Source organism: Pseudomonadota bacterium (assembly GCA_039196715.1).
Classification (GTDB): domain Bacteria; phylum Pseudomonadota; class Gammaproteobacteria; order CALCKW01; family CALCKW01; genus CALCKW01.
The window spans coordinates 23,079-46,891 of the sequence record JBCCUP010000032.1; the positions used below are offsets into that span (position 1 = coordinate 23,079).

Consider the following 23,813-nt stretch of genomic DNA (forward strand, 5'->3'; position numbering starts at 1 on the left):
GATGGCGACCTCGCCGTCTGCGCGGGTCGACGAACTGCCCGCCGGCAACATCAAGGTCACCCGCGAGGACTGGCTGGCCTGTGCCCGTGCGCGCCTGATTCAGTCCGGCATCGGCGAGGTGAAGATCCTCAGCCTCGCGGCGGAACTCGCGGTGTCGCGCTCGAGCTTCTACTGGTACTTCGAGAGCCGTCAGGACCTGTGCGACGCGTTGCTGGCCGAGTGGGAGGCCACCAACACGGCGATCCTCTGCCGGCACGCGGAGGCTCCAGCGCGCACTGTCACCGAGGCGGTGTGCAATCTCTTTCGCTGCTTCGTCAACCCGGCCCTGTTCGATCAGCAGCTCGACTTTGCCGTGCGCGAATGGTCACGACGGGACACACGGGTTCGCGACGTCATCGACCGCAGCGACAACGAGCGCATTGCCGCCATCGCCGCCCTGTTTGAACGCTTCGCGGTCGAACCCGCGCTCGCGGACGTGCGGGCGCGGGTGTTGTATTTCATGCAGATCGGTTACTACGCGCTCGACCTCGCCGAGCCGATCGAAGCCCGGCTCGCCCGCACCCGCGATTACCTCTACGCTTTCACCGGCGTCGAACCCCGCGAGGCGGAGATCGTGGCCTTGCGCGCCTACGCGCTCGAGGTCATCCCCACATGACAGACCGGTACAGCGCCTGGCGGTTGCTGCGCGAGGGCGTGCGCAGCGCACCCACCTGGCAACCTGCCTGGCGGAAGCAGACCGCACCGGACAGCCACTACGACGCGGTCGTGGTCGGCGGCGGCGGCCACGGCCTCGCGACCGCCTACTACCTTGCCAAGAACCACGGCATGCGCCGCGTCGCCCTGGTCGAAAAAGGCTGGCTCGGCGGCGGCAACACCGGCCGCAACACCACGGCCGTGCGCTCGAACTATTTCTTTCCCGAGAGCGTGGCGCTGTACGACCTCGCGCTGCGCTTGTACGAGGGCCTCAGTGACGAGCTGAACTACAACGTGATGTTGAGCCAGCGCGGCATGCTGATTGCGGCACACACCCCAATGCAGATGGAAATCTGCACCCGCATCGCCAACGCCATGCGCCTGAACGGCGTCGATGGCGACCTGATGACGCGCGGACAGGCACTCAAACGCCTCCCGTTGCTGAACCGGACGGCCGACGCGCGCTACCACTGCCAGGGCGGCATCTGGCAAGGCCGTGCCGGGGTTGCACGCCACGACGCGGTGGCCTGGGGCTACGCGCGGGCGGCGAGTGCGCTCGGTGTCGACATCATCGAAAACTGCACCGTCACGGGGCTGGATGTCACCGACGGTGCGGTCTCAGGCGTGCAGACCACCCGCGGTGCGATCAGAACGGAGCGCGTCGGCATTGCGGCCGCCGGTGCCACTCCCGGACTGGCCGCGCTGGTCGACGTCGCGCTGCCAATCCACACCTACGCCCTGCAGGCCTTCGTCTCGGAGCCAGTCAAACCGTGCCTGGACACCGTGCTGCTCTACCTCGGTACCGGCACGTACGTCTCGCAATCGGACAAGGGCGAGCTGGTCTTCGGCGGCGGCCTCGACCGCGTACCCACACACGGGCAACGCGGGAACCTGCCCGTGCAACAGGTGGTGGTGTCCGGCTTGCTCGAGATGTTCCCGACCTTTGCCCAGTTGAAGCTGCTGCGCCAGTGGGCCGGCGTGGTCGACGTCGTGCCCGACAGCTCGCCGATCATCGGCCCGGTGGGGCCGCGCGGGCTGTTCATCAATTGCGGCTGGGGCACCGGCGGGTTCAAGGCCATACCGGCGGGTGGTTGGCTGCTGGCACACCTGCTGGCGACCGGCGAACACCACGCAATCAGTCGACCCTTTGACCTCGACCGCTTCACGACCGGGCGCCTGATCGACGAAGCGGCCGGCTCGGGGATCGCCCATTGAACACGCTGACCCGATTCCCTCACGGGACGCAGCTGCGCACGAACCGACCCGGCACAGGCCGGGGTGGGAGACGCTAGTGCAACGATTTCTCTGTCCCTTCTGCGGCGAACGCGACGAGACCGAGTTTCATTTCGGTGCCGAGGCCGGGCGACACCGGCCGGAGCCGGCCGACAGGGTCGATGCAGACGCCTGGTACCGCTACCTCCACGCGCAGGCCGCACCCCGGGGCCCGGCCCGCGAGGTCTGGGTGCACCTGAGCTGCGGCGAGTTCTTCCTCATGGAACGCGACACGGTGACGCGCGAGGTGCTCGGTTCGTCGGCCCTGCCGGGGCGTGAGCCGTGAGCGGCTGGCGCGCCAGCCGGGGCGTCGACATCGACCGTGCGCAGGTGTTGCAGTTCGAGTTCGACGGCACGCCGATGAGCGGCTATGCCGGTGACACCCTCGCTTCCGCCCTGCTGGCATCGGGCGAGCGGGTGCTGGGCCGCAGTTTCAAGTACCACCGGCCACGCGGGCTGTGGGGCTACGCGGGCGAGGAGCCCAATGCCATCGTCGACGTAACCCTCGGCGAACAACACACGCCAAACGTCCGCGCGACCACGCTTGCACTTCAAGACGGTATGGTGCTGCGCTCGGTCAACACCCGGCCGACGGCGGCGCGTGACCGCAGCGCGCTGATCGACCGTCTGCACCGCTTCCTGCCGGCGGGGTTCTACTACAAGACCTTCATGCAGTTCGGGTGGATGCGCTGGGAACCCATGATCCGACGCATGGCCGGGCTTGGCAAGGTCGACGCCGACTGGCACCCACCGGCCGACACCGCGACACAAAACGCGCACTGTGAGCTGCTCGTGGTCGGCGCCGGGCCCGCGGGTCTTGCTGCCGCGCGCGCCGCGGCGGTGGGCGGTCGACCCGTGTGGCTGATCGACGACGCACACGCCGTGGGCGGCAGTCTGCGGTGGCGCGGTGGCGACGTCGACGGGGCACCCTGGCCGCGCTTCGCCGAGCAGTGCGTCGACACGATCCGCCAGAGCGGCGGCCGCGTCCTGACCAACACCACCTGTTGGGGCGCGTTCGACCACGGCACCTACACCGCGTGGGAACGGCGCAAGGGTGCACCCGACCGGCTGTGGTGCATTCGTGCGGGTGCGGTGGTCGTCGCCACAGGTGCGATCGAGCGGCCACTGTGGTTCGCCAACAACGACCTTCCCGGCGTTCTCTCCGCAGAGGCGGCCTTGCATTACCTGGTGCTGCACGGCGCCGTCTCCGGTCGGACCATCGTGTTGGCGACCGGCAACGACAGCAGTTACGCCGTAGCTGCTGCACTCGCCGATGCCGGGGCGACGGTCCAGCTCGTCGACGCACGCAGCGACACACCATCGGCACCCGAGGGAGTCGTGCACCGCAGCGGGCGTCAAGTGGTGCGGGCGCACGGGTCACGGCACGTCGAGGCCGTGACGCTCGACGACGGCACGCGCCTCGACGCCGACACCGTGCTGGTGTCCGGCGGCCACACGCCGAGCGTGCACCTGCATTGCCAGGCCGGCGGCAAACTGGACTGGTCGGATGCGGTCGACGCCCTCGTGCCGCGGCCGTTCGCCGATCACCTGACTGTCGCCGGCGCTGCCAATGGCGCATTCGGCCTGGCTGACGCGCTGTCCGAGGGCCACGCAGCGGCGCAGGGCCAGGGCGCCGCGCCGCACGCCGAGACGACACCCCGCCATCCGCCGTTCGCGTTCCGCCCCGACGCCGACATGCCGGGTCGAGTGTGGATAGACCCGCAAAACGACGTCACCTTGAAAGACATCGGACTCGCTGCGCAGGAGGGCTTCCAATCGGTCGAACACCTCAAGCGTTACACCACACTGGGCATGGCGACCGATCAGGGGCGCAGCAGCAACTTCGCCGGCCTCGCCGCGATGGCGGGCGTCACACAACGCAGCATTCCCGAGACCGGCACCACCACCTACCGCCCGCCGTTCGTGCCCGTGCCGCTTGGCGTGATCGGCGGCCGACGCCGGGGCGAACTGTTCAATCCGCTCAAGCGCCTGGCACTCGAACCCCAGCACCGCAGCCGGGGTGCGCAGTTTCGCGAGTACGGTGGCTGGCTGCGGCCCGCGGTATACGGACGAGACGACGAGGCAGCGCTGGCACAGCGTGAAGCGCGCATGGCGCGTGATCACGTGGCGGTGATCGACGCCTCACCGCTCGGCAAGCTCGACGTCATCGGTCCCGATGCAGCGGCGCTGCTCGACTACGTCAACTACCGGCGCATGGCGACGCTGCCCGTCGGGCGCGCCCGATACGGCTTTCTGCTCGGCGAGAGCGGCGTGGTCTACGACGATGGGGTCGTCTTGCGCGTGTCGGAGACACACTTCGTCGTCTCGGCCTCCTCGAGCCACGTCGACGGTGTTCGGCTGTTGCTCGAGGAAGCACGCCAGGACCGTTTCGACCCCAGACGCGTGTTTGTCCACGATCTGACGCCCCACTACAGCACGCTGAGCGTGAGTGGGCCACAGGCGCGCGCCGTGCTGGTGGACAGCGGTGTGTCTCTGCCCGATGTGCCGCACATGGGCCTTGGTGCCGGCCGGTTTCGCGGGCAGCCGGTGCGGGTCGCACGCGTCAGTTTCACGGGTGACCTGTGTTTCGAACTGTCTATCGCACGCACCCATGTCGCCGACCTGCACGCAGCGCTGGACGCGGCCGCCACCGCGCACGGCGGCGGTTGGATCGGCTTGGAAGCGCTGCTGATCTTGCGCGCCGAGAAAGGCTACATACTGGTGGGCAAGGACACCGACGGCGGCACCCTGCCCCACGACCTCGGGTGGTCGGCGCCGCGCGCGAAACGCACGGATGAATACCAGGGCAAGCGCTCGCTCTTCACCGACGCGGCTGAAGACCCCGAGCGGCGGCAATTGGTCGGTTTGCAGGTGGCGGCGGGCGAGCCTCCGTTGGTCACGGGCGCGCACCTCGTGCCGCTCGGTGGCGCTCGGCGCTCACTTGGGTTCGTCACGTCCAGTGTCATGAGCCCGAGCCTGGAGCGGCCCGTTGCCCTCGCCCAACTCGAGCGGGGTGCGGCACGGCAAGGCGAGCGCATCGGGGTGTTCCACCTCGACAGCACACGCGAGGCGACCGTGGTCCCTGCCTGCGCTTTCGACCCCGAGGGAGGTCGCCTCGATGGATGAACACCGTTGGTCGGAGACCTCGCCCCGTGTCGGCGATACGCTGTGCGCGGGAGACGTGACCATCACGGTCGCGTCGCTGCCGCCGATGGCACTGGTGTCAGGGGACGTCATGCACTTCGCGACAGATCGGGGTACGACCCTGTCCGGTCTTGCCGAGCTGATCAACCCCGACGCTGCGTACATTCGCCTGGCCCGCGATCGCATTCTCAGCGTGGGAGACGTCGTGGATCAGCTCGACGAGGGGTGGCGTCCCGGCGTCGGGCATACCGGCAACGGGCATGCCGGCCTCGCGGTGAGCCGAATCGACGGCGGCTACGCGTGCCTCGCCCTAAGCGGGGACGGGACCGAGACCCTGTTGCAGCAGGGCACGAGTGTGAATCTGAGGCAACCGAGCCCCGCCGCAACGTTGCTCTTCGCCGGCCAGCCGGCGGTTCTGGTGCGCGCGCCAGGGGCGTGGTGGCTGCTGGTCGACCCGGCGCAGCTCGCCTACCACTGGCTGTGGTTCAGCGGCGCGCAGGCATGAGGGCACTCCCACTACCGCCCCCAGACACAGTACCATCGGACCGACCTGGCACATCGGATCTGCGTCATGCCTTTGTTTCCTGTCGTCCGCCACGCGCGGACCGCTGCCACCGCGGCCGTGTTCTGCGCCGCTGTGGCGTCCGCCGACACCGCGCACCTGCCCATCGCAGACGCCCACGTCCACTACAGCCACGACTCCGTCGAGTTAACGCCGCCCGCGCGCGTGATCGAATTGATGCGCGAGGCCAACCTCAAGTTTGCCCTGGTCTCGAGCTCGGATGACCGCGGAACGCAGCTGCTGTCAGCGCTCGCACCCGATCTGATCGTGCCAGGCTTGCGCCCTTACACGCGGCGCGGCGAACTCAGTTCCTGGTTGACCAGCGAGACAAACCTCGCGTACGTCGAGGCGCTGCTCGCGCGCAACCGCTATGCGACCATTGGTGAATTCCACCTCTACGGCAGCGACGCCGAGCTGCCGATACCGCGGCGCATCGTCGAACTCGCCGTGGAACACAACCTGGTGCTGCACGCACATTCGGACGCCGACGCGGTGGAGCGCCTGCTTGCGCAGGACCCGACAGTCAAAGTGCTGTGGGCGCATGCCGGCTTCGACGAGCCCGAGGAGATCGGCGCGATGCTGGCCAAACACGACCGACTGTGGGCCGACCTCGCGTTTCGCGGTGACGTCAGTTACGACGGTGGGTTGAGCGAGGAGTGGGTCACCTTGTTCACCACACATCCCGATCGGATCATGCTCGGCACCGACACCTACACACCCGAGCGGATGTATTTTCTGCCGAGCCACGCTGAAGCGTCACGCCGCTGGTTGAGCAACCTGCCAGCGGACGTGGCCGAGCGCGTGGCGTGGCGCAACGCCCACGAGCTGCTCATGCCGCATTGGGACGCGAACCGCGCGGACACGGCCGCTGAGGCGGTGTGTGAGCCATACGCCAGCGAGGCACCCGGGGTCGCGGTCAGGGCGGTCGAGCCGATTGTCGTCAGCCAAGCCTTTACGGCGGTCGTCACGGTGTGCCACGCCGATCTCGATATCACGAGCGTGTCCCTCGACGCGCGCATGCCGACCCACGGCCACGGCATGAACTACGCGCCGACCCACACGGTGACCCAACACACCGCCGACACGTACGAGGTGCAAGTGGACGGTGTGGTGTTGCACATGCCGGGCGAGTGGCAGTGGCAAGTCGTCGTGCGCAGCGACGGCGGGCGGACGCGGGTCACCCGGGATTTCAGCGTGAACTGATGGGCAGCTTCTCGACGGCGCTGGGCGGCTTGCTCGCCATTGTGGTGCTCGGCCTCGCCGGACAGAGCGCCGACGGGTCCGAGCTGCGGCCCGATTTTTCGGCCGGCGAACGCGCCATCATCACAGGTTTCGGCCCCTGGCCGACGGCGACACCACCCGATCCCGGCAACGAATTGTCCGGCCGACCGTGGGCAGAGTCGCTCGGCGAGGCGCTGTTCCGCGACCCCCGGTTGTCGGGTAGCGGACATTTCGCCTGTATCACCTGTCACCAACCGGTGCGCGGGTTCAGCGACGGCGTGCCGGTGGCGCTGGGCGAAGCCCGACACACCCGCAACACCCAGGGCCTGCTCGGCGTGGGACTGCAGCGCTGGTTTGGTCGCGACGGCGGCGCCGACAGCCTCTGGGCCGCGAGCCTGCGCCCGATGTTGTCACCGATCGAAATGGCTGCTACAGCCGAGGGCATCGCCGCCCGGTTGCGCGACGACGACGCCTTGCAGGCCGCCGTCGACGCGCACGCCCCCAACCTCGGCTTTAACCTCGATTCCGACACCGACATGACGGTGTTCATTGCCAAGGCACTTGGCGCTTACCTGCGCACATTGCAATCACCGCGCACCCCGTTCGATGAGTTCCGCGTGGCCCTGTTGGATGGCGACGCCGACGGAATTGCACGTTACCCGGCCGCGGCACAACGCGGCCTCAAGCACTTTGTCGGCGAGGCCAGGTGCTTCGTGTGTCACGTGGGGCCGGCGTTTTCCAACGGCGAGTTCCACGACATCGGGCGCCCCTTTTTCACTGGCGTCGGTGAGGTCGACGGCGGCCGCTACCTCGGCATCAAACGGGTGCGGCGCGACCCTTTCAACCTGCTTGGCAGTTATGCAAGCTCCGCAGGCACTGCAGAAAAACGCAAGACCGATACGGTCACACTGGGACAGGTGAATTTCGGTCAGTGGCGCACGCCGTCGCTTCGCAACTTGCTCTCCACAGGTCCTTACATGCACGACGGCAGTCTCGCGAGCCTGCGCGACGTGATCGACCATTACGCCGACATCGACCCAGACCGCCTGCACAGTGACGGCGAGGCGCTGTTGCGTCCGCTCCCGCTCGACGACAGAGACCGGGCGGATCTTGTGCGCTTCCTCGAAACGCTCAGCCCGGTGACCGTACGCTGACGGCAGCTCAGTTGGAGGCAAAGAAGCTGTAGTAGCCCTCCACGTCAACCGTCACGACAACCGGTTGCGCGGTGTCGTTGCGCCAGTACCAGCCGTGGTAGCCGTCGAAGGGCGCCGTCAGCCCTCCCTCGCCGCGGTCGACGCCGTTTTCGACCCAGTAGCTGCTGTACGGGATGCTGCTGTCGAGGTGGTCGCCATGGATTTCGAGGTGGAGCGGGCTGCCGTCGCTTTGCCAGCGGAACAACAACTGCTGCCCCGCTTGCATGGTGGCCTTGACCTCGACACCTTCCCCCGGCGCAAGGTTGATCCGCGCACTGTCACTGCGACGGCCACCGTCGGCGTGCCACAGGACACTCGCCGACGGTACGGTGTTGTGTAAGGCATCCAATCCCAGGCGCTGACCGATACCGGTCGGGTCATACCCGTACTCCGCCGGCGCCACCACGGTGACCAATACGGCGAGCGCAACCACCGCAGCGCCTGCGGTGGACAGCAGCAAGTTCGTGGTACTCAACGCGGTGCGTACAGGGTCTTCAGAGGCACTTTTGGACATGTCAGGCAGCCTTCAGATAGCCGAGCAATTGGTAGCCAGTCAACAGGAAACCGAGCATCATCAGCAGCACGTTGGCCGCAACCGCCCAGGCGGTGAAGCGGCCGGTCTGCCGCCAGAGCAGGACGACGAGCACGATGCCCGCGAGCGCCAGTAATTGACCGAGTTCCACGCCTGCATTGAACAGCAGCAGCTTGCCCATCAAGCCGTCGGTGGGTATCTCGAGATCCTGGAGCTTGGTGGCGAGACCAAACCCGTGACACAGCCCGAACGCGAACACCGCCACTTTCGGCCAGGGCCGCCAACCGACCAGCCGTTCGAAGCCCCCGAGGTTGTCGAGGGCCTTGTATACCACCGACAGACCGATCACCGCGTCTATCAGGTAGGCGTCTGCACGGATGTCGGCAAGCACGCCCGTCGTCAAAGTGAGACTGTGGCCGATCGAAAAAAGCGTCACGTAGACGAGCACGTCGCGCGCGCCGCCAAGCAGGAACACCACGCCAAGCAGGAACAGCAGGTGGTCGTAGCCGGTCACCATGTGCTTCGCGCCCAGGTACAACCAGGGACCGACACTGACACCCGTCACGCTCTCGATGAACGCCGCGTCGCCCGCGGTCACCCCGTGTGCCCAGGCAAGGTTCAACCCAATGACCATCAACACACAGGCGAACACACACTGCAGAATGGAGAGTTGCCGCATGGGCCGGGGTCCGGACTCGGTGGCCTAAGCCTAGCAGTCCGGGCCGAACACGCAGCCCGCGGACCCCCGTCGCCCGCGCTTGCGTTGGCCGCTCAGTAGATCTTCGGCACGTAGAGTTCGTCGGGGAGGGTCTGACGCTCGTAATAGGGGTCGAACTGGCGCTCGGGCAGTTCGATCTGATCCCGGTCCACATCGCGGTACGGTATCAGCGACAACAAGTGCTCAATGCAGTTCAACCGTTCCCGTTTCTTGTCGTTGCCCTCGACGATGTACCAGGGCGCCTCGGGGATGTTAGTGCGTTCGAACATCTCCTCCTTGGCACGCGTGTAGTCCTCCCAGCGGATACGTGACTCGAGGTCGATCGGGCTGAGCTTCCATTGCTTCAGAGGATCGTGGATGCGCATCAGAAAGCGCAGCTGCTGCTCCTCGTCGGTGATGGAGAACCAGTACTTGACCACGGTCACACCGGAACGCACGAGCATCCGCTCGAATTCCGGCACGTCGCGGAAGAACTGTTCCACCTGGTCCTCGGTGGCAAAACCCATGACGCGCTCGACGCCTGCGCGGTTGTACCACGACCGGTCGAACAGAACGATTTCACCCCCGGCCGGCAGGTGCGGTACATAGCGTTGGAAGTACCACTGCGACTGCTCGCGCTCGGTGGGCTTTGGCAGGGCCACCACGCGGCACACGCGCGGGTCCAGGCGTTGGGCGATGCGCTTGATCACCCCGCCCTTGCCGGCGGCGTCGCGCCCCTCGCAAATGATCAGGACCTTGGCACCGGTGTCCTGCACCCAATCGTGCAGCTTGATGAGTTCGCCCTGCAGACGCAGCAGATTGCGGTAGTACACGCGTCGATCGAGGCGTTCCGGGTGCGCGTCCTTGTACAATCGACGGAGCTCCTCGGTGAGCAAGGGTTCAGCGAACTCCATCTCATACATCTCGTCGAGCGAGTCCTCGAACTCGGATTCCATCCAGTCGCGCAAATTCGTTTGTGGTGGCGTTGACTCGGACATGGCTCTGGCGATTTTCCCGATGATCCGACCAGTATGGCTGCATGATGTGTCGGCTACGTGACACGTGCAAGCTCCCCGCCAGTCAGCGTCCCCCGCCCCACAAGAGGCGCGCCCAGATCACCACGGAACCAACAGTAATCGTGATGCGCAAGAGGTGGTGCAAGGCAACCAACATCGGACTGACGCCGAAGCTCAAGGCGATCAGGCTCATTTCGGTGACGCCGCCCGGGGCAAAGCTGATGAACAGCGCTTCCACTGGCAAGGGTGTCACCGCTGACAGCGCTATCGCAAACCCCAACGAAAGCACCAGCACGCAGCTGATCGAGAGGCTGCTCATGCCAAGCGCGCGCAGCAACTGCCGCCGATCAAAATCGACGAAGCGTGTCCCGAGCCCGGCGCCAACGACGAGCTGGGCCACGTGCAACAGCCACTCGGGTGACGTAACGGCGGCCCACCCGACTGCGTGCAGCACCGCGCTGACCAGCAGCGGTGTCATCAGGTGACCCGCCGGCAACCGCAGCCACGGCGACACCGCCAGACCGGTGGCCGCCAGACCCGCCACCCACAGCACGTCGGCTGCGTGCCACCTGCCCCGGGACAGCGCCTCGCCCGCGGCACTGCCCACCGCGGTGCCGTGCCACAGCAGCAGGGTCAGCGGCACCACCATCACCACCAACACGATGCGGGTGAAGTGCTGCACCGTGAGGGTACGCGCATCGCACCCAGCGGCTTCGCCGAAGGCGATCGCCTCGATCAACCCCCCCGGCATCGACGCGTAGAAGGCGGTCTTGGGGTCGTAGCCACCCACCCGCCGAAACAGCGTGTAGCCCACACCGTGGCTGAGCAGAACGAATGCAAGCATGGCAAGCAGCGAGACCCACAGCGTTGGCAGAATCGACACCAACGCCGGCGTGAAGCTCGCGCCGATCATCACCCCGATGATCGCGATGCAGACCCGGCGCACGCGCTCAGGGTAGGTTGGGCATTGAGGAAAGGCGCGCGCCAACAGCGGCGCGCTGAGCGCGGTGGCAAACAGGCTGCCGAGCATCCACGGCATCGGCAAGAGCGTATGGCTCGCGAGCCACCCGCCGGCCACCGCGATGGCGGTGAGCACCAGCAGTCCCGCCGCCGGCCTGCTCACAAGGGGCTCCGAGGCAACCACGGCGTCGCCGTGCCGACGAGATCAGCGTGCATCGACACAGTATAACGGCGGCACGTGTCGCCGCCGTCTGCTCAACGCAGTTTCGCGAGTTCCTCACGCAGCGCCGCAGCGAGTGTCGGATCGGTCAGTTCACCCCGAGCAGCATCGACGTTGTCGTGAAACCGCGGCACGCTCAGGCTGCCTCGCAGCTCACACCCGAAGTACGGCGCACTTTCGATCGCGGCACGCAACACCGACGCCGCGCCGCCGGGTCCGGGTGAGGTCGACAACAGCACCATCGGTTTGTCCTGGTAGACCTTTCCTTCCAGCCGGGACGCCCAGTCAAACAGGTTCTTGAAGGCCGCGCAGTAGTGTCCGTTGTGCTCGGCAAAGGAGATGATCACGCGGTCCGCGGCGGCGATGCGGTCCTTGAACTGCTGTGCCAGGGCCGGCACGCCGTTCGCTTGTTCACGGTCACTGCTGTAGAGCGGCATCTCGAAGTCGTTGATATCGAGCCGATCGACGCTGCCCTCGGGCGCGAACTCGGCGACAAAGACGGTGGCCGCGTGCTCGGCGAGCACACGGTTGATGGACGACCGGCTGTTGCTGGCTGCCAGACTCAATACGCGCATGGGTGCGCCTCCGGGTGGGTGTCGACGGGAGCAAACTGGTGGTATCGCCTGACGCTTTCAAGGTGCACTGTCGATTTCAACGGACAGACCGACTGACAGCAAAACCAGAAAGCCGACACCCAGCGCCAGACACAGTGGCGCATAGAGCCGTCTGTCGAGGGTACGAAACGGCTCCACCGCACCCGAGAGCGGCCCGGGCAGGTAGGTCGCCGCTCCGCGCCCGAGAAACACGGCGACCAGCAGCCAGAGCCCGATCTCTCGCACGCTGAGCCCGACGACGCTGCCGTCCGGGACCGCAACCCATCCAGCCGCCCAAAGCGCCCAGAACGCGGCTGCGAGCAGGGCCAGAGTGACCACGAGGCACAGACCGAGACCGGGCATGCGGTGCACGTCGGGGCGGCCGATCACGGCGTCGATCAGCGTGCGCTCGTCCTCCCCTGGCCAGCGAAGACCACACCCCCAGGCGAGGTGCAGGCCAGCGATGCCGACAAGCACGGCAGCGAGCAGTACAGCAAGCGTCTCCACGGCGGCTCCAAAAACATACGCCACCGTATGGTAAATGGATGCATTGAAGGAGTCAATACGGTAGCGTATGGTGCCGGCATGACCCGCGCGTCGAAGCTCTCACCCGTCGACTGGATCCAGGCAGCCTTCCGCACCCTGACCGAGCGCGGTATCGAGCAGGTAAAAGTCGAGCCACTGGCGCGCGAGTTGGGCGTCAGCAAGGGGTCGTTCTACTGGCACTTCAGCGACCGCTCGGCGTTGCACGCTGCGATGCTGCAGCACTGGAGACAAGAGGCCACAGACAACATCATTGTCCAGGTCGAGCGCACTGCGGACACCCCGCACAGGCGCCTGCGCACCCTGGTCGGCCTGGCGGCGGCAACGGCACCGAAACGCTATGGCGGGGCCGGTGTCGAGTCGGCACTGCGCAGTTGGGCACGGCACGACTCGGCCGCGCAGGCGACCGTGACGGCGGTCGACGACACGCGCATACGGTACGTGCGCACCTTGTTCAAGGCAGCCGGCGCACCCCCGGCGCAGGCGCGCCTGTCGGCCAGCACCCTGTACGCCACGTTGGTCGGCCTTGACGCCCTGCCCCAGCACGGCGTGCGCCTTCGCGAATCGGCGCTGAATCAGGTGCTCGACGGCCTGCTTGAAGCCCTGACACCCCCCTGACGCTCAGTCGCCGATACGGTCGGGATCGAACCGGGCGTGCCCCAAGGTCGGCAACACGTCGCTGACCGCGAAAACGGTCAACGCCACGGGGCCATCGACAAGCTCGGATTCGATCGCAAAACTGCGCTCACCCGCATGCGACTGGACACTGGCGAAGTACAACGCGAGCCGATCGCCGGTCGCGCCACCGGCGTCCACCCGCCGCACATCGACCAGCACGTCCGACGCGGTTGTGGCCGCGTCAGCCGCAAAAGCTGCCTCGATCCAGGCCGTGGTGTGGCGTGCATTGAAACTCAGCCGTTTGGTCTGGCTGCGTTCGACGAAATGCAGATCCAGGGGTGCGCTGTCAAGCGCAGGTAGGGTCGTGTCCGCGACGATGGCCTCAAGCCGCGCCATGAATCGGGTGCCACGCTCGACACGGTCGATGTATTTCTCCAGCACGGTGGGCAGGGCGATCGGGCTCGCGTCGTCGTCGAAGTACGCCAGCGGCACGCGGTCGATCACCGGCACGGGTTGAGCGACGCCCTCCGCTGCCGTTTTGTCGTCAAGCGCCGCCGACTCGGGCACGGTCTCGCGGGGCCGGTCCGGCGTTGCGACGCGACCTGCTCGGTCCGAAGTGTCTGCCGCTGCCGCGGCGCGGGTCGGCCCGGTTGGCTCCGGTGTCACAGCCGCCGACGAACCGGACGGGTCCGACGCGGTGACCACAGGCGTCGCCCGCTGCGCCGTGCTGTCTTCCGGCACGCTGTCCTGGACCAACTGCACCGCCAGCGCACCGAGCCCGAGCACAAGCAGGGCCACTCCGAGTCCCAGCGCAAAGCGCTTCTCCTCACTCGTCGCCATGGCCTGACCCCCTGCCTAGTCGATTACCACATCCCCTTCCACTATCAACGGCATCAACGAGCCCATACTGTACACACGGACACGCAAACCCGATGTCGGCAGGTGGCGACGACGGACGGGGAAACTCAGCTCGCCGTCGTCGCTCACGGTGGCCGGCGAGATCAGCACGGCCGGTCCGTGTCCGGCCTTCTGGTGAATGGCGACCATCACATCACCGACCGACGCCCCGGGCGTGTCGAGTCGAACGCGCACATCCAGCCAGGCGCGGTCGTCAGTGCGTCGCGTCGCGACCACCGGCCCAGCGGACAAGGGCGCGACGGACTCATCGGATTCGGCGTCGTGCGCGATCTCGGTGATGCGCCCCACCATACGGGACGGGTTCTTCACTTTGCCGATGTAGCCCTCGATCACGCGCGGCACCTCGGAAAAGTCGGCATCGTCACCAAAATAGTCGAGCAGGAGATCGGTCGGCAGCCGCACAACGCGGGCTGCGGCGTCCGCGTTCGTCGGGGTCGCGTCAGCCGGCTCGGGCGCGAGCAGGATCACGGTCCCGTCAGCCGACGCCGTGTCCGCGCGCGGCACCGCCTCGTCGGTCGCCCAGAGCTCGATGACCCGCGGTTGGGGGGCGCGCTGTCGGGCATTGTTCGCATACGAAGCGGCATACAACACGACAAACAACGCGACCAACGCGATCGGCACCGTTGTCCAACGCCAAACCGCCTGAACGGCGGGAGAAACGTCCATCGAGGGGACTGCCTATACTGTCGAAAACTGTTCACCAGTCGGTCGCCGCACCGCCTTCACACGCGGCGCAGCTTGAATGAACACTCAATAATTACTCCAACCCACCGCCAGGCTTTCCGCTCCGTCATCATGCTCGCGTCGTCGTCGAGAGCCACCACACTCGCACTGTTCAGCGTGCTCACGCTGCTGTGGAGCTTCTCCTTCCTGCTGATCAAGGTCAGTGTCACCGACTTCGCCCCGTCGACCCTGGTGTTCTGGCGTCTGGTGATCGGCGCGGCCGTGGTCAGCGCCGCCGCCACGCTGTGGCGCACCCCCCTGCCGGACACCCGAACGCACTGGCCGCTGGTGCTGTGGGTGGCCCTGCTCGGCAACGCCCTGCCCTTCTACCTGATCCACCGTGGCGAGCTGACCGTGGACAGTGGCGTGGCGTCGATCCTCATGGGCAGCATGCCGATCGCCACCTGTATCGTCGCCTGGATCGGCATCCGAGAACGCCCGAGCGGCCGTCAGATGCTCGGCATCGGCTTCGGTTTTGCGGGGCTGATCAGCCTGATCGGGTGGGACTCGATCGCCGGCCTCGGGCGCACGGAGGGCCAGCTGATGGTCGCAGGCGGGGCGGTGTGCTACGCGGTGAGTGCCGTGCTTGTGCGCCGAGCGGGCGTGCCGCCGTCGCTGTGGGTCGCCGCGCTGACGCTTTGGGCTGCCGCGGCCATGAGCCTGCCGCTCGCGATCGGTGCCGGCTTGTCACCGCATCGACCGCCGACCACCGGCGTCTGGTTGGCGGTGGCAACGCTCGGCGTCGGGTGCACAGGCCTGGCGCAGGTCGTCTACTTCAGTCTGCTCAGTCGGATCACGGCGAATCACTTCGCCCTGATCAACAACTTCATCCCCCTGCTGGGCTACGGCTGGGCCGTCTGGCTGCTGGGTGAATCGCCCCGCACCAGCGCCCTGCTCGCGGCCGGCCTGATCCTGCTGGGTGCGCGGCTGGTGCTGAGTGCGCCGCGCCAGGCACCGACACCCTGAACCCGGTGTAGACGATACCGTGTGCTAGCCGAGGTGTGGCAGGCCGAGGTAGTCACGCGTCCCCATTTCACGCAGCCGACTCGCCGCCCTGACGAACTCGAAGGCCATCCGTTTGCCGACGTAGAGCTGTTCGGGCTCGGCATCGGCGCTGACTATCACCACGACATTGCGGTCGTAGAGCTCGTCGATGAGGTTCACGAAACGGCGGGCAGCATCGCTCGCCGCCTGGTCCATGACCGGCACGTTGCTGATCAGAACGCTGTGGAACTCCCGCGCGATTTCGATGTAGTCAACGCTGGCACGTGCACTCTCACACAACGCGGCGAATTCGCACCACAACACTCCGCCTGCCCGCGCCCGAACGGGGATGTCGCGGCCGTTGACCGTCAGTGCACCGGGCACACAGGCGGCGCCGTCCGGGGCCAGCTCGGCAAACCGCTGCGCCATGGCCGTGTCTGCCGCCGCCCCGGTCGGCACGTAGTAGACCGGCACTCGCTCAAGTGTGCGCAGGCGGTAGTCGGTGTCGCTGTCGAGGTGCACGACGCTGCAGTGTGACTCCAACAGCGCGATCGCCGGCAGGAAACGCGCGCGCTGCAGGCCGTCGCGATACAGCCCGCTTGGGGGCACATTCGAGGTTGTGACCAGCGTGACGCCAAGCGCGAACAGGGCGTCGAGCAAGCCGTGCATCAGCATGGCATCGGTGATGTCGTTGATGTGCATCTCGTCCAGCACCAGCACGCGCGCCTCGCGGCTGATCTCGGCCGCAATGTCGGGCAAGGGGTCCTGACGGTCGGCGCGCGCGCGCAACCCGGCGTGCACCCGCTGCATGAAGCGGTGGTAGTGCAAGCGCAACTTTGCGTCGAAGGGCAAGGTGTCGAAGAACAGGTCGCAGAAATGCGTCTTGCCGCGACCAACCCCACCCCAGAGGTAGATGCCAGTGACGGCCGTGACCGCCGGCGCGCTGCGAAACCGGGCGAACCAGCCGGACGGCGCGCGTTGCGGCGGCTCGATCAGCCGGGACCACAACGCGTCGAGCGCGACCACCGCCTCGCGTTGCGCCGCGTCGGGCGTGAAGCTGCCGTCCGCCAGTGACCCCTCGTAGACCGAGAGTGGCGACCCGGTGCGAACCTCAGTCATGCGGCGGGCTGTTTTCGGCGTGCACCGGCAGCTCAGTCGGGTTCGTTGGCTCGAATCGCCTTGATCGCGACTTTCTGACGTCGCAACACATAGCGGTGCAAGCGATCGGCGACATCCGGCTGCAGGTCGATCAACCGGCAACGGCAGATTGTGTCTTCGTCGATCTTGATCACGTCGGCGAAGGCCTCGATCGGCTCGGACTCATCAGGCAGATCCAGCACCACGCGGTAGCGCATGTTCAATTGCAAGCCCGCACACAGGCACGAGAAGCCACCGGCGCTGATGTCCAGCACACGCGCCAGCTCGCCTTCCACTTGCAGAATGACCGGCTCATCCCGGTCCGGCACCACGCGGTAGGCGGCGCGCGTCGACTGGTCATCGATCTTGAGCTCGATGTGCCCGGCCTTCTCGCGTTTGAAAATCACAGCCACGGTCCACGCCCCGTTTCAAGCTCGCCGATGGTGTCCACCTCGACCGCAACCGGTGCGCCGGGCACCAGGTCCACAAGGCGGTGAAAAACGGCGTCAACGTTGTTGTTCTGCAGGATCTGTATACCGCCCTCGTAGGCCAGTTGTATGCAATTGGCCTCGCGCTCGCGGGCAATCACCAGGCGCATGCACACCGGCAGCACCACCAGCACCAGGCTCAACAACGCCACCAGCAACGGCGCCACGCTGTGGCTCTGCACCAGCGTGGCCCCGCTCAGCGCAGCATCCACGACGCTCAGGACAAAGGCAAGCGCGCCGGTGCCCGCCAGTGCGGCGGCGAGGAAGAACCACGGCAACACGGTGTGGTTGGCGCGTTGACGTGCCAGCTCGATACCGGAGGCCGCTTCGAGTCGCATCCGATGTTCCTCGGCCGCGCACGCGACGAGCTTGCACACGCGTTGCAGCGGCATCCAATTGGCCTCCACGTCCGCGAGGCCGACCAGGCCGTTGCGGCGCGAATGCTCCGTGAGCATGAGAATGTGCGTCAGGGTATCGCGCGGGTCCCGAATGCCCTCGCGCACGCGCGCGACGGTGCACTGCAGCGCTCGCACGAGCGCGTCGCCGCCGATGCCAGCGGCGACCAGACAGCCGCTGCCGAACAGCACGAAGACCGCGGCCAGGCCCACGCCGAAGAGGTGTCCAGCCTGCAACCAAAGCACCGCGAGCAACAGGTAGAGGGCCGCGAACCCCGTCGTCCTCAGCACCATGACCAAGCCGCTAAAAGATTGATTTTCTTGATATACACAGGCGTCCAAGCGTGGTTTTTCAGGCCGCGCCGGCACCGAAGTGCGCCAGTGAGCGATGCGTTTTCCACCCCCAAAAAGTAGCTCATCGCCGATCAGCCCGCCACCCGCACATCGGGCCCGTCTGCACCGCATCAGCCTGCGGCGTTCTTGCCGATACACCCAGAGAGATGCCGTCACCGCGCGCGCCGAGCGTGCCCATGTACCACCGCCATGTCCCAGCTGAGCTCACGCCTAGAACTGACACGCCCACACCGCGGCGGCCACCACTTCGAGTGGCTCGAGATCATCCTCGCCGTGCTCGCGGTGCCGATGGTGGGCGCCCTGCTGACCCCGCACGACCCCTTCTTCAACGAGGCAAGTTTCCCCTGGGGGGCGCTCGCCCCGCTCGTGATCTCGCTGCGCCACGGCAGCGCCAAGGGCCTGATCACAGCGGCTGCGTTGACCGGTTTGAACGCCTTGACCGTGGACAGCATCTGGATGCAGGACAGCACGTTCAGCCGCGAGATCGCCCTGGGCTACTTTCTGATCGCCTTGATCGGCGGCGTGTGGTCGGATTCCTACCGCCACCGCCTCGACGCCGAACTGGTACGCGCAGACTACCAATCGCAACGGCTCGACGATTTCGCCCAGAATTACCACGCGCTGCGCATCTCGCACGATCGCCTTGAATACCGCCTGGCCGGGTCGGTCGTGAGCTTGCGCGAAACGCTGCAGGATGTGCGGCGGGCGTTCCGGCAATCGGTGGAGGGCGGCAGCCACCTCGAGGACTACGCTGACGACATCCTCGCGCTGTTCGACTCCTTTTCCTGGGTGCAGGCCGCCGACCTCTACCTCGTAGACGACGCCGGTCGCGTGCTGGCCACGCCCGCAGCCGAAGTCGGCGACCCGAAACCCCTCGACGGCACCAACCCGCTGGTCGAGGCCGCGTTGCACACGCGCAAGCTGGTCAACCTCTCCGAACTCGATCCCGCACACCAGATCGGCACCGTGCTGGTGGCAGCACCCCTGGTCGACGGCACCAACCGCGTGCGCGCACTGGTGACCGTGCGACGCATTCCGTTTCTGTCCTTCACGCCGGACAACATCCAACTGCTGGCGGTGCTGAGCGCCCACGTGGGTCACCTGATTTCCGAGGCCGAACTGGCCGGCAAGGGCGACAGCGAGCAGCGGTTCCGTCGCGAACTGCACCGGGTCTGCCGGGATGCCGAGACCTTCCACTTGCCCGCCATGCTGGTGCGCGTGTTGTTGACCAGCCCGGACCACCAGCACGCGCTGGCCAACTACATCATGAGCCTGCTGCGCGGCCTGGACGTCGCGACCAAGAAACAGGTCGGCCCGCAGACCGAGCTGATGCTTTTGATGCCCCTGACCGAAGCGCGCGAGTATGAGACGTTTCAAAACCGGATAGAGGAATCGGTCGAACAGCGCTTCGGACGCAGCCTGACCGCCCTCGGTTGCAGTATCAGCAAGCGCCCGATCGGGCCGGACAGCAACGCCGACGCGATCTGGACCAGCTGGCGGGGCCCACATGGGTAGTGCGCTGGCACTGCTGCTGGGCAGCGCCCTCGAATTTGCGAGCGTGCGGCAACTGCTGGGCGGGATCGCGAGCGGGCACGACTTCGCCCTGTTCGCCTGCACCCACTTGACCGCAACCGGCCTGATCACCGTTGGCTGCCACCACTTCCTGCCGGCTGCGCCGCGCCAGAATGAACGCGAGATCGTGCTGGCCTACTGCGGCGTGCTGGCGCTGTGCCTGCCGATGCTCGGCGCACTCACCGTCATCGCCTTGCTGGTTACGCTGTGGCAGCGCCGGAGCACGAGCGCCACCGCCTGGCACATCACCGACGTGCCGGAACTCCCGGCCCGCGCCAACAACGGCCGTGGCGAGCGCTATGGCGAAGCGGCGCTAATGGGCATCCTCTGCCATTCGCGCAACGCGGAGAAGCGGTTGCGCGCGGTGCTCGCCACGCGCCAACTTGAGCCCCGCGCCGCCCTGCCGCTGCTGCGACGCGCGCTGAGTGACGCGAGTGAAGACGTGCGCCTGCTCGCGTTCTCCCAGCTCGACAGCAAACAGGAATCGCTCAACCAGCAGATCAAGGACCTGCTCGGCGAGATGGACGAGAGCCCTGACATCATCCACGACCCCAACATGCTCGCAACCATGGCATCGCGGTTCTGGGAGCTGGTCTACCTCGGATACAACAATACCCAGGGAGACCTCTCGCTGCTCGACCGAGCGCGCGAACACCTGTTGCGCGCGATCGACCACAACCCGAGCGACGCGGAGTTGCATTTCCAGATTGGTCGCATCGAACTGAAACTCGGCAACCTCGACAGTGCACGCGACGCCTTCGAAGTTGCCCAAAAGGGCGGCTTCTGCACCGACGAGCTCATGCCCTACCTGGCCGAATGCGCGTTTCTGTCCGGCAACTACGGCGATATTCGTCCGTTGCTCGATCAGATCGATGTGCGACGCCGCAGCCGGGAGCCCTTCAACGCCTTGGTGGCGCTGTGGGCATAATCCGTCGCTGGCCAACCGCATCCTCGGTCGACGTGCTGCTGCTCGTCGAGGGCACCTATCCGGTGCTGCCGGGGGGGGTGTCGGAGTGGGTGCACGCCACGGTCTCGGCGCTGGAGGGACGCCGCTTCGGCATTGTCTTCATCGGCGGTGACCGGGCTGAAGCCAATCAGCTCCACTACAGCCTGCCGCAGAATGTCGTGCACTTCGAGCACCACTTCATCGCCGACTCGTGGAAGGCACGACGCCACTGGCGAGGACGGCCGCAGGCCCGGAACCCCGGCGCCCTCTCGCAACTTGCGAGCTTCTACCACGCGCTGGTTGACGCCGCGACCAACGACCTCGAGCCGCCGCCGGCCGACGAATTGTTCGAACTCATCGCGGCCGGATCGATCACCCGCGAGGACTTCCTCCACAGCCGGGAAGCCTGGGACGTATTGCGCGTCTGCTACCAGGGCGACGGCGCCACGGGCGCCCGCTCGTTCATCGACATCTTCTGGCAGATCCGCGCCATGTACGCCCCGCTGCTCACGCTGAACGCGATCATCGAGCGCCTGCCGGACTCCCAGGTCGTGCACGCGCTGTCGACCGGGTTCGCCGGCGCCCTGGCCACGCTGCTCAAGCAACGCCGCGGCGATGCCATCCTGCTCAGCGAGCACGGCGTATACACGCGCGAACGCACCATCGACCTGGCCCGGACAACCGGCGGTCAGAAAGGGCCCGGACGCCACTCCGCGAGCCTGGACGACAGCGATGGCAGGCGGGTGTGGATCAAATACTTCGAGTCGCTCGGTCGGATCAGCTACCGACACGCCGACCGCATCACCGCGCTGCACAAGAGTAACCAGGAGTGGCAACTCGCCGCCGGCGCCCCACCGGCGCGCAGTCGCATCGTGGCCAACGGCATCGACGTCAGCCGCTTTGCCTGCCTGCGTGACGACCGCACCGAGGAAATCCCGCGTGTCGTCGCGTTCATCGGGCGCGTGGTGGCCATCAAGGACGTCAAGACCTTCATTCGCTCTATCGCCCTGATGCGACAGAGTGACCCCGACATCGTGGGCTGGATCGTTGGCCCGGTGGACCAGGACCCACGCTACGCCGACGAGTGCCTGGCGTTGATACGCAGCCTCGGCCAACTCAACCACGTGCGTTTTCTCGGCTACCAGGACGTCGAGGGCATCTACCCGCGGGCCGGGCTGGTCATGCTGACATCGCTGTCGGAGTCGTTGCCTCTGGTGGTGCTCGAGGCCTTTGCCGCCGGTGTCCCGGTGGTCGCGACCGACGTCGGCGCGTGCGCCGAACTGATCCGTGGTCGCGATGAAAAGGACCGACGCCACGGCAGCGCAGGTGCGATCGTATCGATTGCCAATCCACAGCAGACCTGCGACGCCGCACTGGCACTGTTGAACGACCACACCGCGTGGCGGGCCGCTCGGGACGCAGGTAGCGCCCGTGTCAAAGCGCTCTACGACGAGAACTCGATGCTGGCTGAATACGAGGCCTTGTACGCACACATTTCCAGCAGGGCCGCCTGATGTCCGGTATCGGTTTCGAGCTGCACCGACTGCTCAAGGACGAACGCCGCCAGAACCGTGCGAGCCTCGCGCGCTCGATGGACTCGCGCGCGAGCACACCGTGGCTGCCGCCTTTCGTGATGATTGCAGCAGCCGGGGTGATCACCGGGGCCGCGCTGGGTCAGGGTGAAACGCTCGAAAAAACCGCTGGCCTGTTTGTCTGCCTGGTTGCGGTGTCGCTGTTCGCCTGTGCCGCCCCGACAGCGGCGATTGCGCGGATAGCCAGCGACCCGAACGCGGCCGTGGTGCGCCCGCTGATCCTCGCCAACCTCAGCACCACGGCGCTGTCCCTGGTGTGCGTGATGTTGCTGTGGCATCCACTGGCCGGCTTGTTCAACCTGTCACCCACGCAGCCGGTGGTGCTCAGCGCCGTGTTGTTGGCCAACCTGTGGCCACCAACCGTCGCCCTGCTGATACGGCGACAGGCCAACGGTGTGGCGGTGCCGATCCTGATCGGACTGGTCGCCCTGACGAGTGTGTGGTTCGCCTTGCGCCTGGTGCACGGCACCGACCTGACCGTCCAAACGCCGTTGATACTCGTGCTCTCCCTGCTCGCCCTGCTGCTCGGCATCGTCGTGGCCCTCGGCATTTCGCTGGATCGGGATCGCAAGGCGGCAGAGAACAGCCTGATCAGCTCACTCGACCTCACCACCTGGGCGCCCGCGGTGTTCACGGTCATCATGCTGACTGACCGCTTCCTGCTCAGCAACGCCGGCGAAGCCGCGGGATCGCCGCTTCGCAGCATTACGCCGGCCCTGGTAACACTGCTGTGTACGGTGCCAGCCCTGTGGTTCTTCGTACGGCATCTCGAACCCCAACTCGGCCAACAGCGACGCGAGTTGTTGAACGCCGTCTACGAGGGCGAATCCCTGATCCACATCGAGCAACTGCTGACCTCTTTCGTGAGCTCGACACAGGTCGGGCTGATGACCTTCGCCAAGCTGCTCGGGGTCGCGGCAGTCGGCAGCGTGCTGATCGGACCCGAGCTGTTGTCCAGCCTCGGCCTCGACACCACCGAGATCGGCCGCCTGCAACTCGCGGTCATCAGCAGCGCCATGCTGGCGCAGTTCCTGGCGTGCGTTTCGCTGTTCTGGTTGTTGCAGTTGCGCACACACGCCCTGCTGGTCACGGTGATGGGACTGGGCATCTACCTCGTGCTGACCATCGCCGCGATGCAATCCCACTTCTTCCACACCCCGGTGGCCGCGGCACTGGCCGCCAGCATGACCAGCGTGTTGTCACTGAGCGTGTTGCGCCACGCCATCGATTCGCTGTCGGTCGATTTGCTGCTCAATTGAGCAACCCATCTCAACCGCCGCGGTAGCGTGCCCAGGCGGGCACCAACCGCGCGGCGTCACGGTCGAAGACGCGGTCTCGCTCGCGTGCGTCAGGACACACCGACTCCAACACCCGCCAGAACGCAGCCGAGTGGTTCATGTGCCGGCTGTGCGCCAGTTCGTGCAGGACCACGTAGTCGAC

Annotated in this window: 25 protein-coding genes; 13 read left to right on the forward strand and 12 right to left on the reverse strand. The window is 66.5% G+C overall.

Annotated features, from left to right (window positions below; all coding sequences use genetic code 11):
* The first annotated feature begins 1 nt into the window (after position 1).
* The 7 genes from AAGA11_12380 (at position 2) to AAGA11_12410 (ending at position 8,046) form a co-directional block, all read left to right on the forward strand.
* On the forward strand, positions 2-655 hold the full coding sequence (locus tag AAGA11_12380) for a TetR/AcrR family transcriptional regulator (protein MEM9603653.1): 654 nt from the start codon (positions 2-4) through the stop codon (positions 653-655).
* The gene (locus AAGA11_12385; GenBank protein MEM9603654.1) at positions 652-1,908 is read left to right on the forward strand and encodes a sarcosine oxidase subunit beta family protein; all 1,257 of its coding nucleotides are present in this window, start codon (positions 652-654) and stop codon (positions 1,906-1,908) included. The genes AAGA11_12380 and AAGA11_12385 overlap by 4 nt, the downstream gene beginning before the upstream one ends.
* A gap of 76 nt (positions 1,909-1,984) precedes the next feature.
* Positions 1,985-2,251 carry a sarcosine oxidase subunit delta gene (locus tag AAGA11_12390; GenBank protein ID MEM9603655.1) on the forward strand — a complete coding sequence of 89 codons (267 nt, stop codon included), beginning with the start codon at positions 1,985-1,987 and terminating at the stop codon, positions 2,249-2,251.
* Complete coding sequence (locus tag AAGA11_12395) at positions 2,248-5,091, forward strand: 2Fe-2S iron-sulfur cluster-binding protein (protein MEM9603656.1); 2,844 nt, start codon at positions 2,248-2,250, stop codon at positions 5,089-5,091. Before AAGA11_12390 ends, AAGA11_12395 begins: the two co-directional genes overlap by 4 nt.
* Positions 5,084-5,614 carry a hypothetical protein gene (locus AAGA11_12400; protein MEM9603657.1) on the forward strand — a complete coding sequence of 177 codons (531 nt, stop codon included), beginning with the start codon at positions 5,084-5,086 and terminating at the stop codon, positions 5,612-5,614. Before AAGA11_12395 ends, AAGA11_12400 begins: the two co-directional genes overlap by 8 nt.
* 66 nt (positions 5,615-5,680) lie before the next feature.
* Positions 5,681-6,874, forward strand: coding sequence for an amidohydrolase family protein (locus AAGA11_12405; GenBank protein ID MEM9603658.1), 1,194 nt, complete (start codon positions 5,681-5,683; stop codon positions 6,872-6,874).
* Positions 6,874-8,046 (forward strand): cytochrome c peroxidase, encoded by a 1,173-nt coding sequence (locus AAGA11_12410; protein MEM9603659.1) that lies wholly within the window; start codon positions 6,874-6,876, stop codon positions 8,044-8,046. Before AAGA11_12405 ends, AAGA11_12410 begins: the two co-directional genes overlap by 1 nt.
* Before the next feature lie 7 nt (positions 8,047-8,053).
* Here AAGA11_12410 and AAGA11_12415 read toward each other — a convergent pair whose 3' ends face one another.
* The 6 genes from AAGA11_12415 to AAGA11_12440 form a co-directional block, all read right to left on the reverse strand.
* Positions 8,054-8,599 (reverse strand): hypothetical protein, encoded by a 546-nt coding sequence (locus tag AAGA11_12415; protein MEM9603660.1) that lies wholly within the window; start codon positions 8,597-8,599, stop codon positions 8,054-8,056.
* Between the two features lies 1 nt (position 8,600).
* A complete protein-coding gene (locus AAGA11_12420) occupies positions 8,601-9,296 on the reverse strand; it encodes a HupE/UreJ family protein (GenBank protein MEM9603661.1) in 696 nt (231 codons plus the stop codon).
* Between the two features lie 92 nt (positions 9,297-9,388).
* Entirely contained in the window at positions 9,389-10,312 is a 924-nt protein-coding gene (gene ppk2, locus AAGA11_12425) for a polyphosphate kinase 2 (GenBank protein ID MEM9603662.1), read from the reverse strand.
* Between the two features lie 82 nt (positions 10,313-10,394).
* Positions 10,395-11,453 (reverse strand): AbrB family transcriptional regulator, encoded by a 1,059-nt coding sequence (locus AAGA11_12430; GenBank protein ID MEM9603663.1) that lies wholly within the window; start codon positions 11,451-11,453, stop codon positions 10,395-10,397.
* A gap of 92 nt (positions 11,454-11,545) precedes the next feature.
* Positions 11,546-12,085, reverse strand: a complete 540-nt coding sequence (locus AAGA11_12435) for an NAD(P)H-dependent oxidoreductase (GenBank protein MEM9603664.1) — start codon at positions 12,083-12,085, stop codon at positions 11,546-11,548.
* A gap of 57 nt (positions 12,086-12,142) precedes the next feature.
* Positions 12,143-12,610, reverse strand: coding sequence for a DUF3995 domain-containing protein (locus AAGA11_12440; protein ID MEM9603665.1), 468 nt, complete (start codon positions 12,608-12,610; stop codon positions 12,143-12,145).
* Positions 12,611-12,688: 78 nt separating this feature from the next.
* Here AAGA11_12440 and AAGA11_12445 point away from each other — a divergent pair, with 78 nt between their 5' ends.
* On the forward strand, positions 12,689-13,264 hold the full coding sequence (locus tag AAGA11_12445; GenBank protein ID MEM9603666.1) for a TetR/AcrR family transcriptional regulator: 576 nt from the start codon (positions 12,689-12,691) through the stop codon (positions 13,262-13,264).
* Between the two features lie 3 nt (positions 13,265-13,267).
* Here the strand turns inward: AAGA11_12445 and AAGA11_12450 are convergent, their stop codons facing one another.
* Positions 13,268-14,104 (reverse strand): hypothetical protein, encoded by an 837-nt coding sequence (locus AAGA11_12450; protein MEM9603667.1) that lies wholly within the window; start codon positions 14,102-14,104, stop codon positions 13,268-13,270.
* Positions 14,105-14,119: 15 nt separating this feature from the next.
* Positions 14,120-14,848: a hypothetical protein gene (locus AAGA11_12455; GenBank protein MEM9603668.1), complete on the reverse strand. Its 729-nt coding sequence runs from the start codon at positions 14,846-14,848 to the stop codon at positions 14,120-14,122.
* Positions 14,849-14,977: 129 nt separating this feature from the next.
* Here AAGA11_12455 and AAGA11_12460 point away from each other — a divergent pair, with 129 nt between their 5' ends.
* On the forward strand, positions 14,978-15,871 hold the full coding sequence (locus AAGA11_12460; protein ID MEM9603669.1) for a DMT family transporter: 894 nt from the start codon (positions 14,978-14,980) through the stop codon (positions 15,869-15,871).
* A 24-nt stretch (positions 15,872-15,895) separates the two neighbouring features.
* Here AAGA11_12460 and zapE read toward each other — a convergent pair whose 3' ends face one another.
* From zapE to AAGA11_12475, 3 genes are read right to left on the reverse strand one after another with little or no spacing between them, the layout of a single operon-like run.
* Complete coding sequence (gene zapE, locus AAGA11_12465) at positions 15,896-17,008, reverse strand: cell division protein ZapE (GenBank protein MEM9603670.1); 1,113 nt, start codon at positions 17,006-17,008, stop codon at positions 15,896-15,898.
* A gap of 32 nt (positions 17,009-17,040) precedes the next feature.
* Entirely contained in the window at positions 17,041-17,439 is a 399-nt protein-coding gene (locus AAGA11_12470) for a PilZ domain-containing protein (GenBank protein ID MEM9603671.1), read from the reverse strand.
* Positions 17,430-18,200 (reverse strand): hypothetical protein, encoded by a 771-nt coding sequence (locus AAGA11_12475; protein MEM9603672.1) that lies wholly within the window; start codon positions 18,198-18,200, stop codon positions 17,430-17,432. The genes AAGA11_12470 and AAGA11_12475 overlap by 10 nt, the downstream gene beginning before the upstream one ends.
* A gap of 252 nt (positions 18,201-18,452) precedes the next feature.
* On the opposite strand from AAGA11_12475, the gene AAGA11_12480 reads away from it, so the two are divergent.
* The 4 genes from AAGA11_12480 to pelG are packed head-to-tail and all read left to right on the forward strand — an operon-like array spanning position 18,453 to position 23,632.
* Positions 18,453-19,778 (forward strand): PelD GGDEF domain-containing protein, encoded by a 1,326-nt coding sequence (locus AAGA11_12480; GenBank protein MEM9603673.1) that lies wholly within the window; start codon positions 18,453-18,455, stop codon positions 19,776-19,778.
* Positions 19,771-20,763, forward strand: a complete 993-nt coding sequence (locus AAGA11_12485; GenBank protein ID MEM9603674.1) for a hypothetical protein — start codon at positions 19,771-19,773, stop codon at positions 20,761-20,763. The genes AAGA11_12480 and AAGA11_12485 overlap by 8 nt, the downstream gene beginning before the upstream one ends.
* Entirely contained in the window at positions 20,754-22,295 is a 1,542-nt protein-coding gene (gene pelF, locus AAGA11_12490; GenBank protein MEM9603675.1) for a GT4 family glycosyltransferase PelF, read from the forward strand. Before AAGA11_12485 ends, pelF begins: the two co-directional genes overlap by 10 nt.
* The gene (pelG, locus tag AAGA11_12495; protein MEM9603676.1) at positions 22,295-23,632 is read left to right on the forward strand and encodes an exopolysaccharide Pel transporter PelG; all 1,338 of its coding nucleotides are present in this window, start codon (positions 22,295-22,297) and stop codon (positions 23,630-23,632) included. The genes pelF and pelG overlap by 1 nt, the downstream gene beginning before the upstream one ends.
* Positions 23,633-23,642: 10 nt before the next feature.
* Here pelG and AAGA11_12500 read toward each other — a convergent pair.
* Positions 23,643-23,813: M48 family metallopeptidase (locus tag AAGA11_12500; protein MEM9603677.1), on the reverse strand; the 171-nt coding region annotated here is incomplete at its 5' end.

Excerpts from the sequence above, each read along its gene's own strand:
- AAGA11_12405 (MEM9603658.1), top strand. The coding sequence starts at position 5,681 with ATGCCTTTGTTTCCTGTCGTCCGCCACGCGCGGACCGCTGCCACCGCG.
- AAGA11_12485 (MEM9603674.1), top strand. The coding sequence starts at position 19,771 with ATGGGTAGTGCGCTGGCACTGCTGCTGGGCAGCGCCCTCGAATTTGCG.
- ppk2 (MEM9603662.1), bottom strand. The coding sequence starts at position 10,312 with ATGTCCGAGTCAACGCCACCACAAACGAATTTGCGCGACTGGATGGAA.
- AAGA11_12400 (MEM9603657.1), top strand. The coding sequence starts at position 5,084 with ATGGATGAACACCGTTGGTCGGAGACCTCGCCCCGTGTCGGCGATACG.
- AAGA11_12380 (MEM9603653.1), top strand. The coding sequence starts at position 2 with ATGGCGACCTCGCCGTCTGCGCGGGTCGACGAACTGCCCGCCGGCAAC.
- pelG (MEM9603676.1), top strand. The coding sequence starts at position 22,295 with ATGTCCGGTATCGGTTTCGAGCTGCACCGACTGCTCAAGGACGAACGC.
- AAGA11_12420 (MEM9603661.1), bottom strand. The coding sequence starts at position 9,296 with ATGCGGCAACTCTCCATTCTGCAGTGTGTGTTCGCCTGTGTGTTGATG.
- AAGA11_12460 (MEM9603669.1), top strand. The coding sequence starts at position 14,978 with ATGCTCGCGTCGTCGTCGAGAGCCACCACACTCGCACTGTTCAGCGTG.
- AAGA11_12385 (MEM9603654.1), top strand. The coding sequence starts at position 652 with ATGACAGACCGGTACAGCGCCTGGCGGTTGCTGCGCGAGGGCGTGCGC.
- AAGA11_12415 (MEM9603660.1), bottom strand. The coding sequence starts at position 8,599 with ATGTCCAAAAGTGCCTCTGAAGACCCTGTACGCACCGCGTTGAGTACC.
- AAGA11_12445 (MEM9603666.1), top strand. The coding sequence starts at position 12,689 with ATGACCCGCGCGTCGAAGCTCTCACCCGTCGACTGGATCCAGGCAGCC.
- zapE (MEM9603670.1), bottom strand. The coding sequence starts at position 17,008 with ATGACTGAGGTTCGCACCGGGTCGCCACTCTCGGTCTACGAGGGGTCA.
- AAGA11_12435 (MEM9603664.1), bottom strand. The coding sequence starts at position 12,085 with ATGCGCGTATTGAGTCTGGCAGCCAGCAACAGCCGGTCGTCCATCAAC.
- AAGA11_12410 (MEM9603659.1), top strand. The coding sequence starts at position 6,874 with ATGGGCAGCTTCTCGACGGCGCTGGGCGGCTTGCTCGCCATTGTGGTG.
- AAGA11_12455 (MEM9603668.1), bottom strand. The coding sequence starts at position 14,848 with ATGGACGTTTCTCCCGCCGTTCAGGCGGTTTGGCGTTGGACAACGGTG.
- AAGA11_12480 (MEM9603673.1), top strand. The coding sequence starts at position 18,453 with ATGTCCCAGCTGAGCTCACGCCTAGAACTGACACGCCCACACCGCGGC.
- AAGA11_12450 (MEM9603667.1), bottom strand. The coding sequence starts at position 14,104 with ATGGCGACGAGTGAGGAGAAGCGCTTTGCGCTGGGACTCGGAGTGGCC.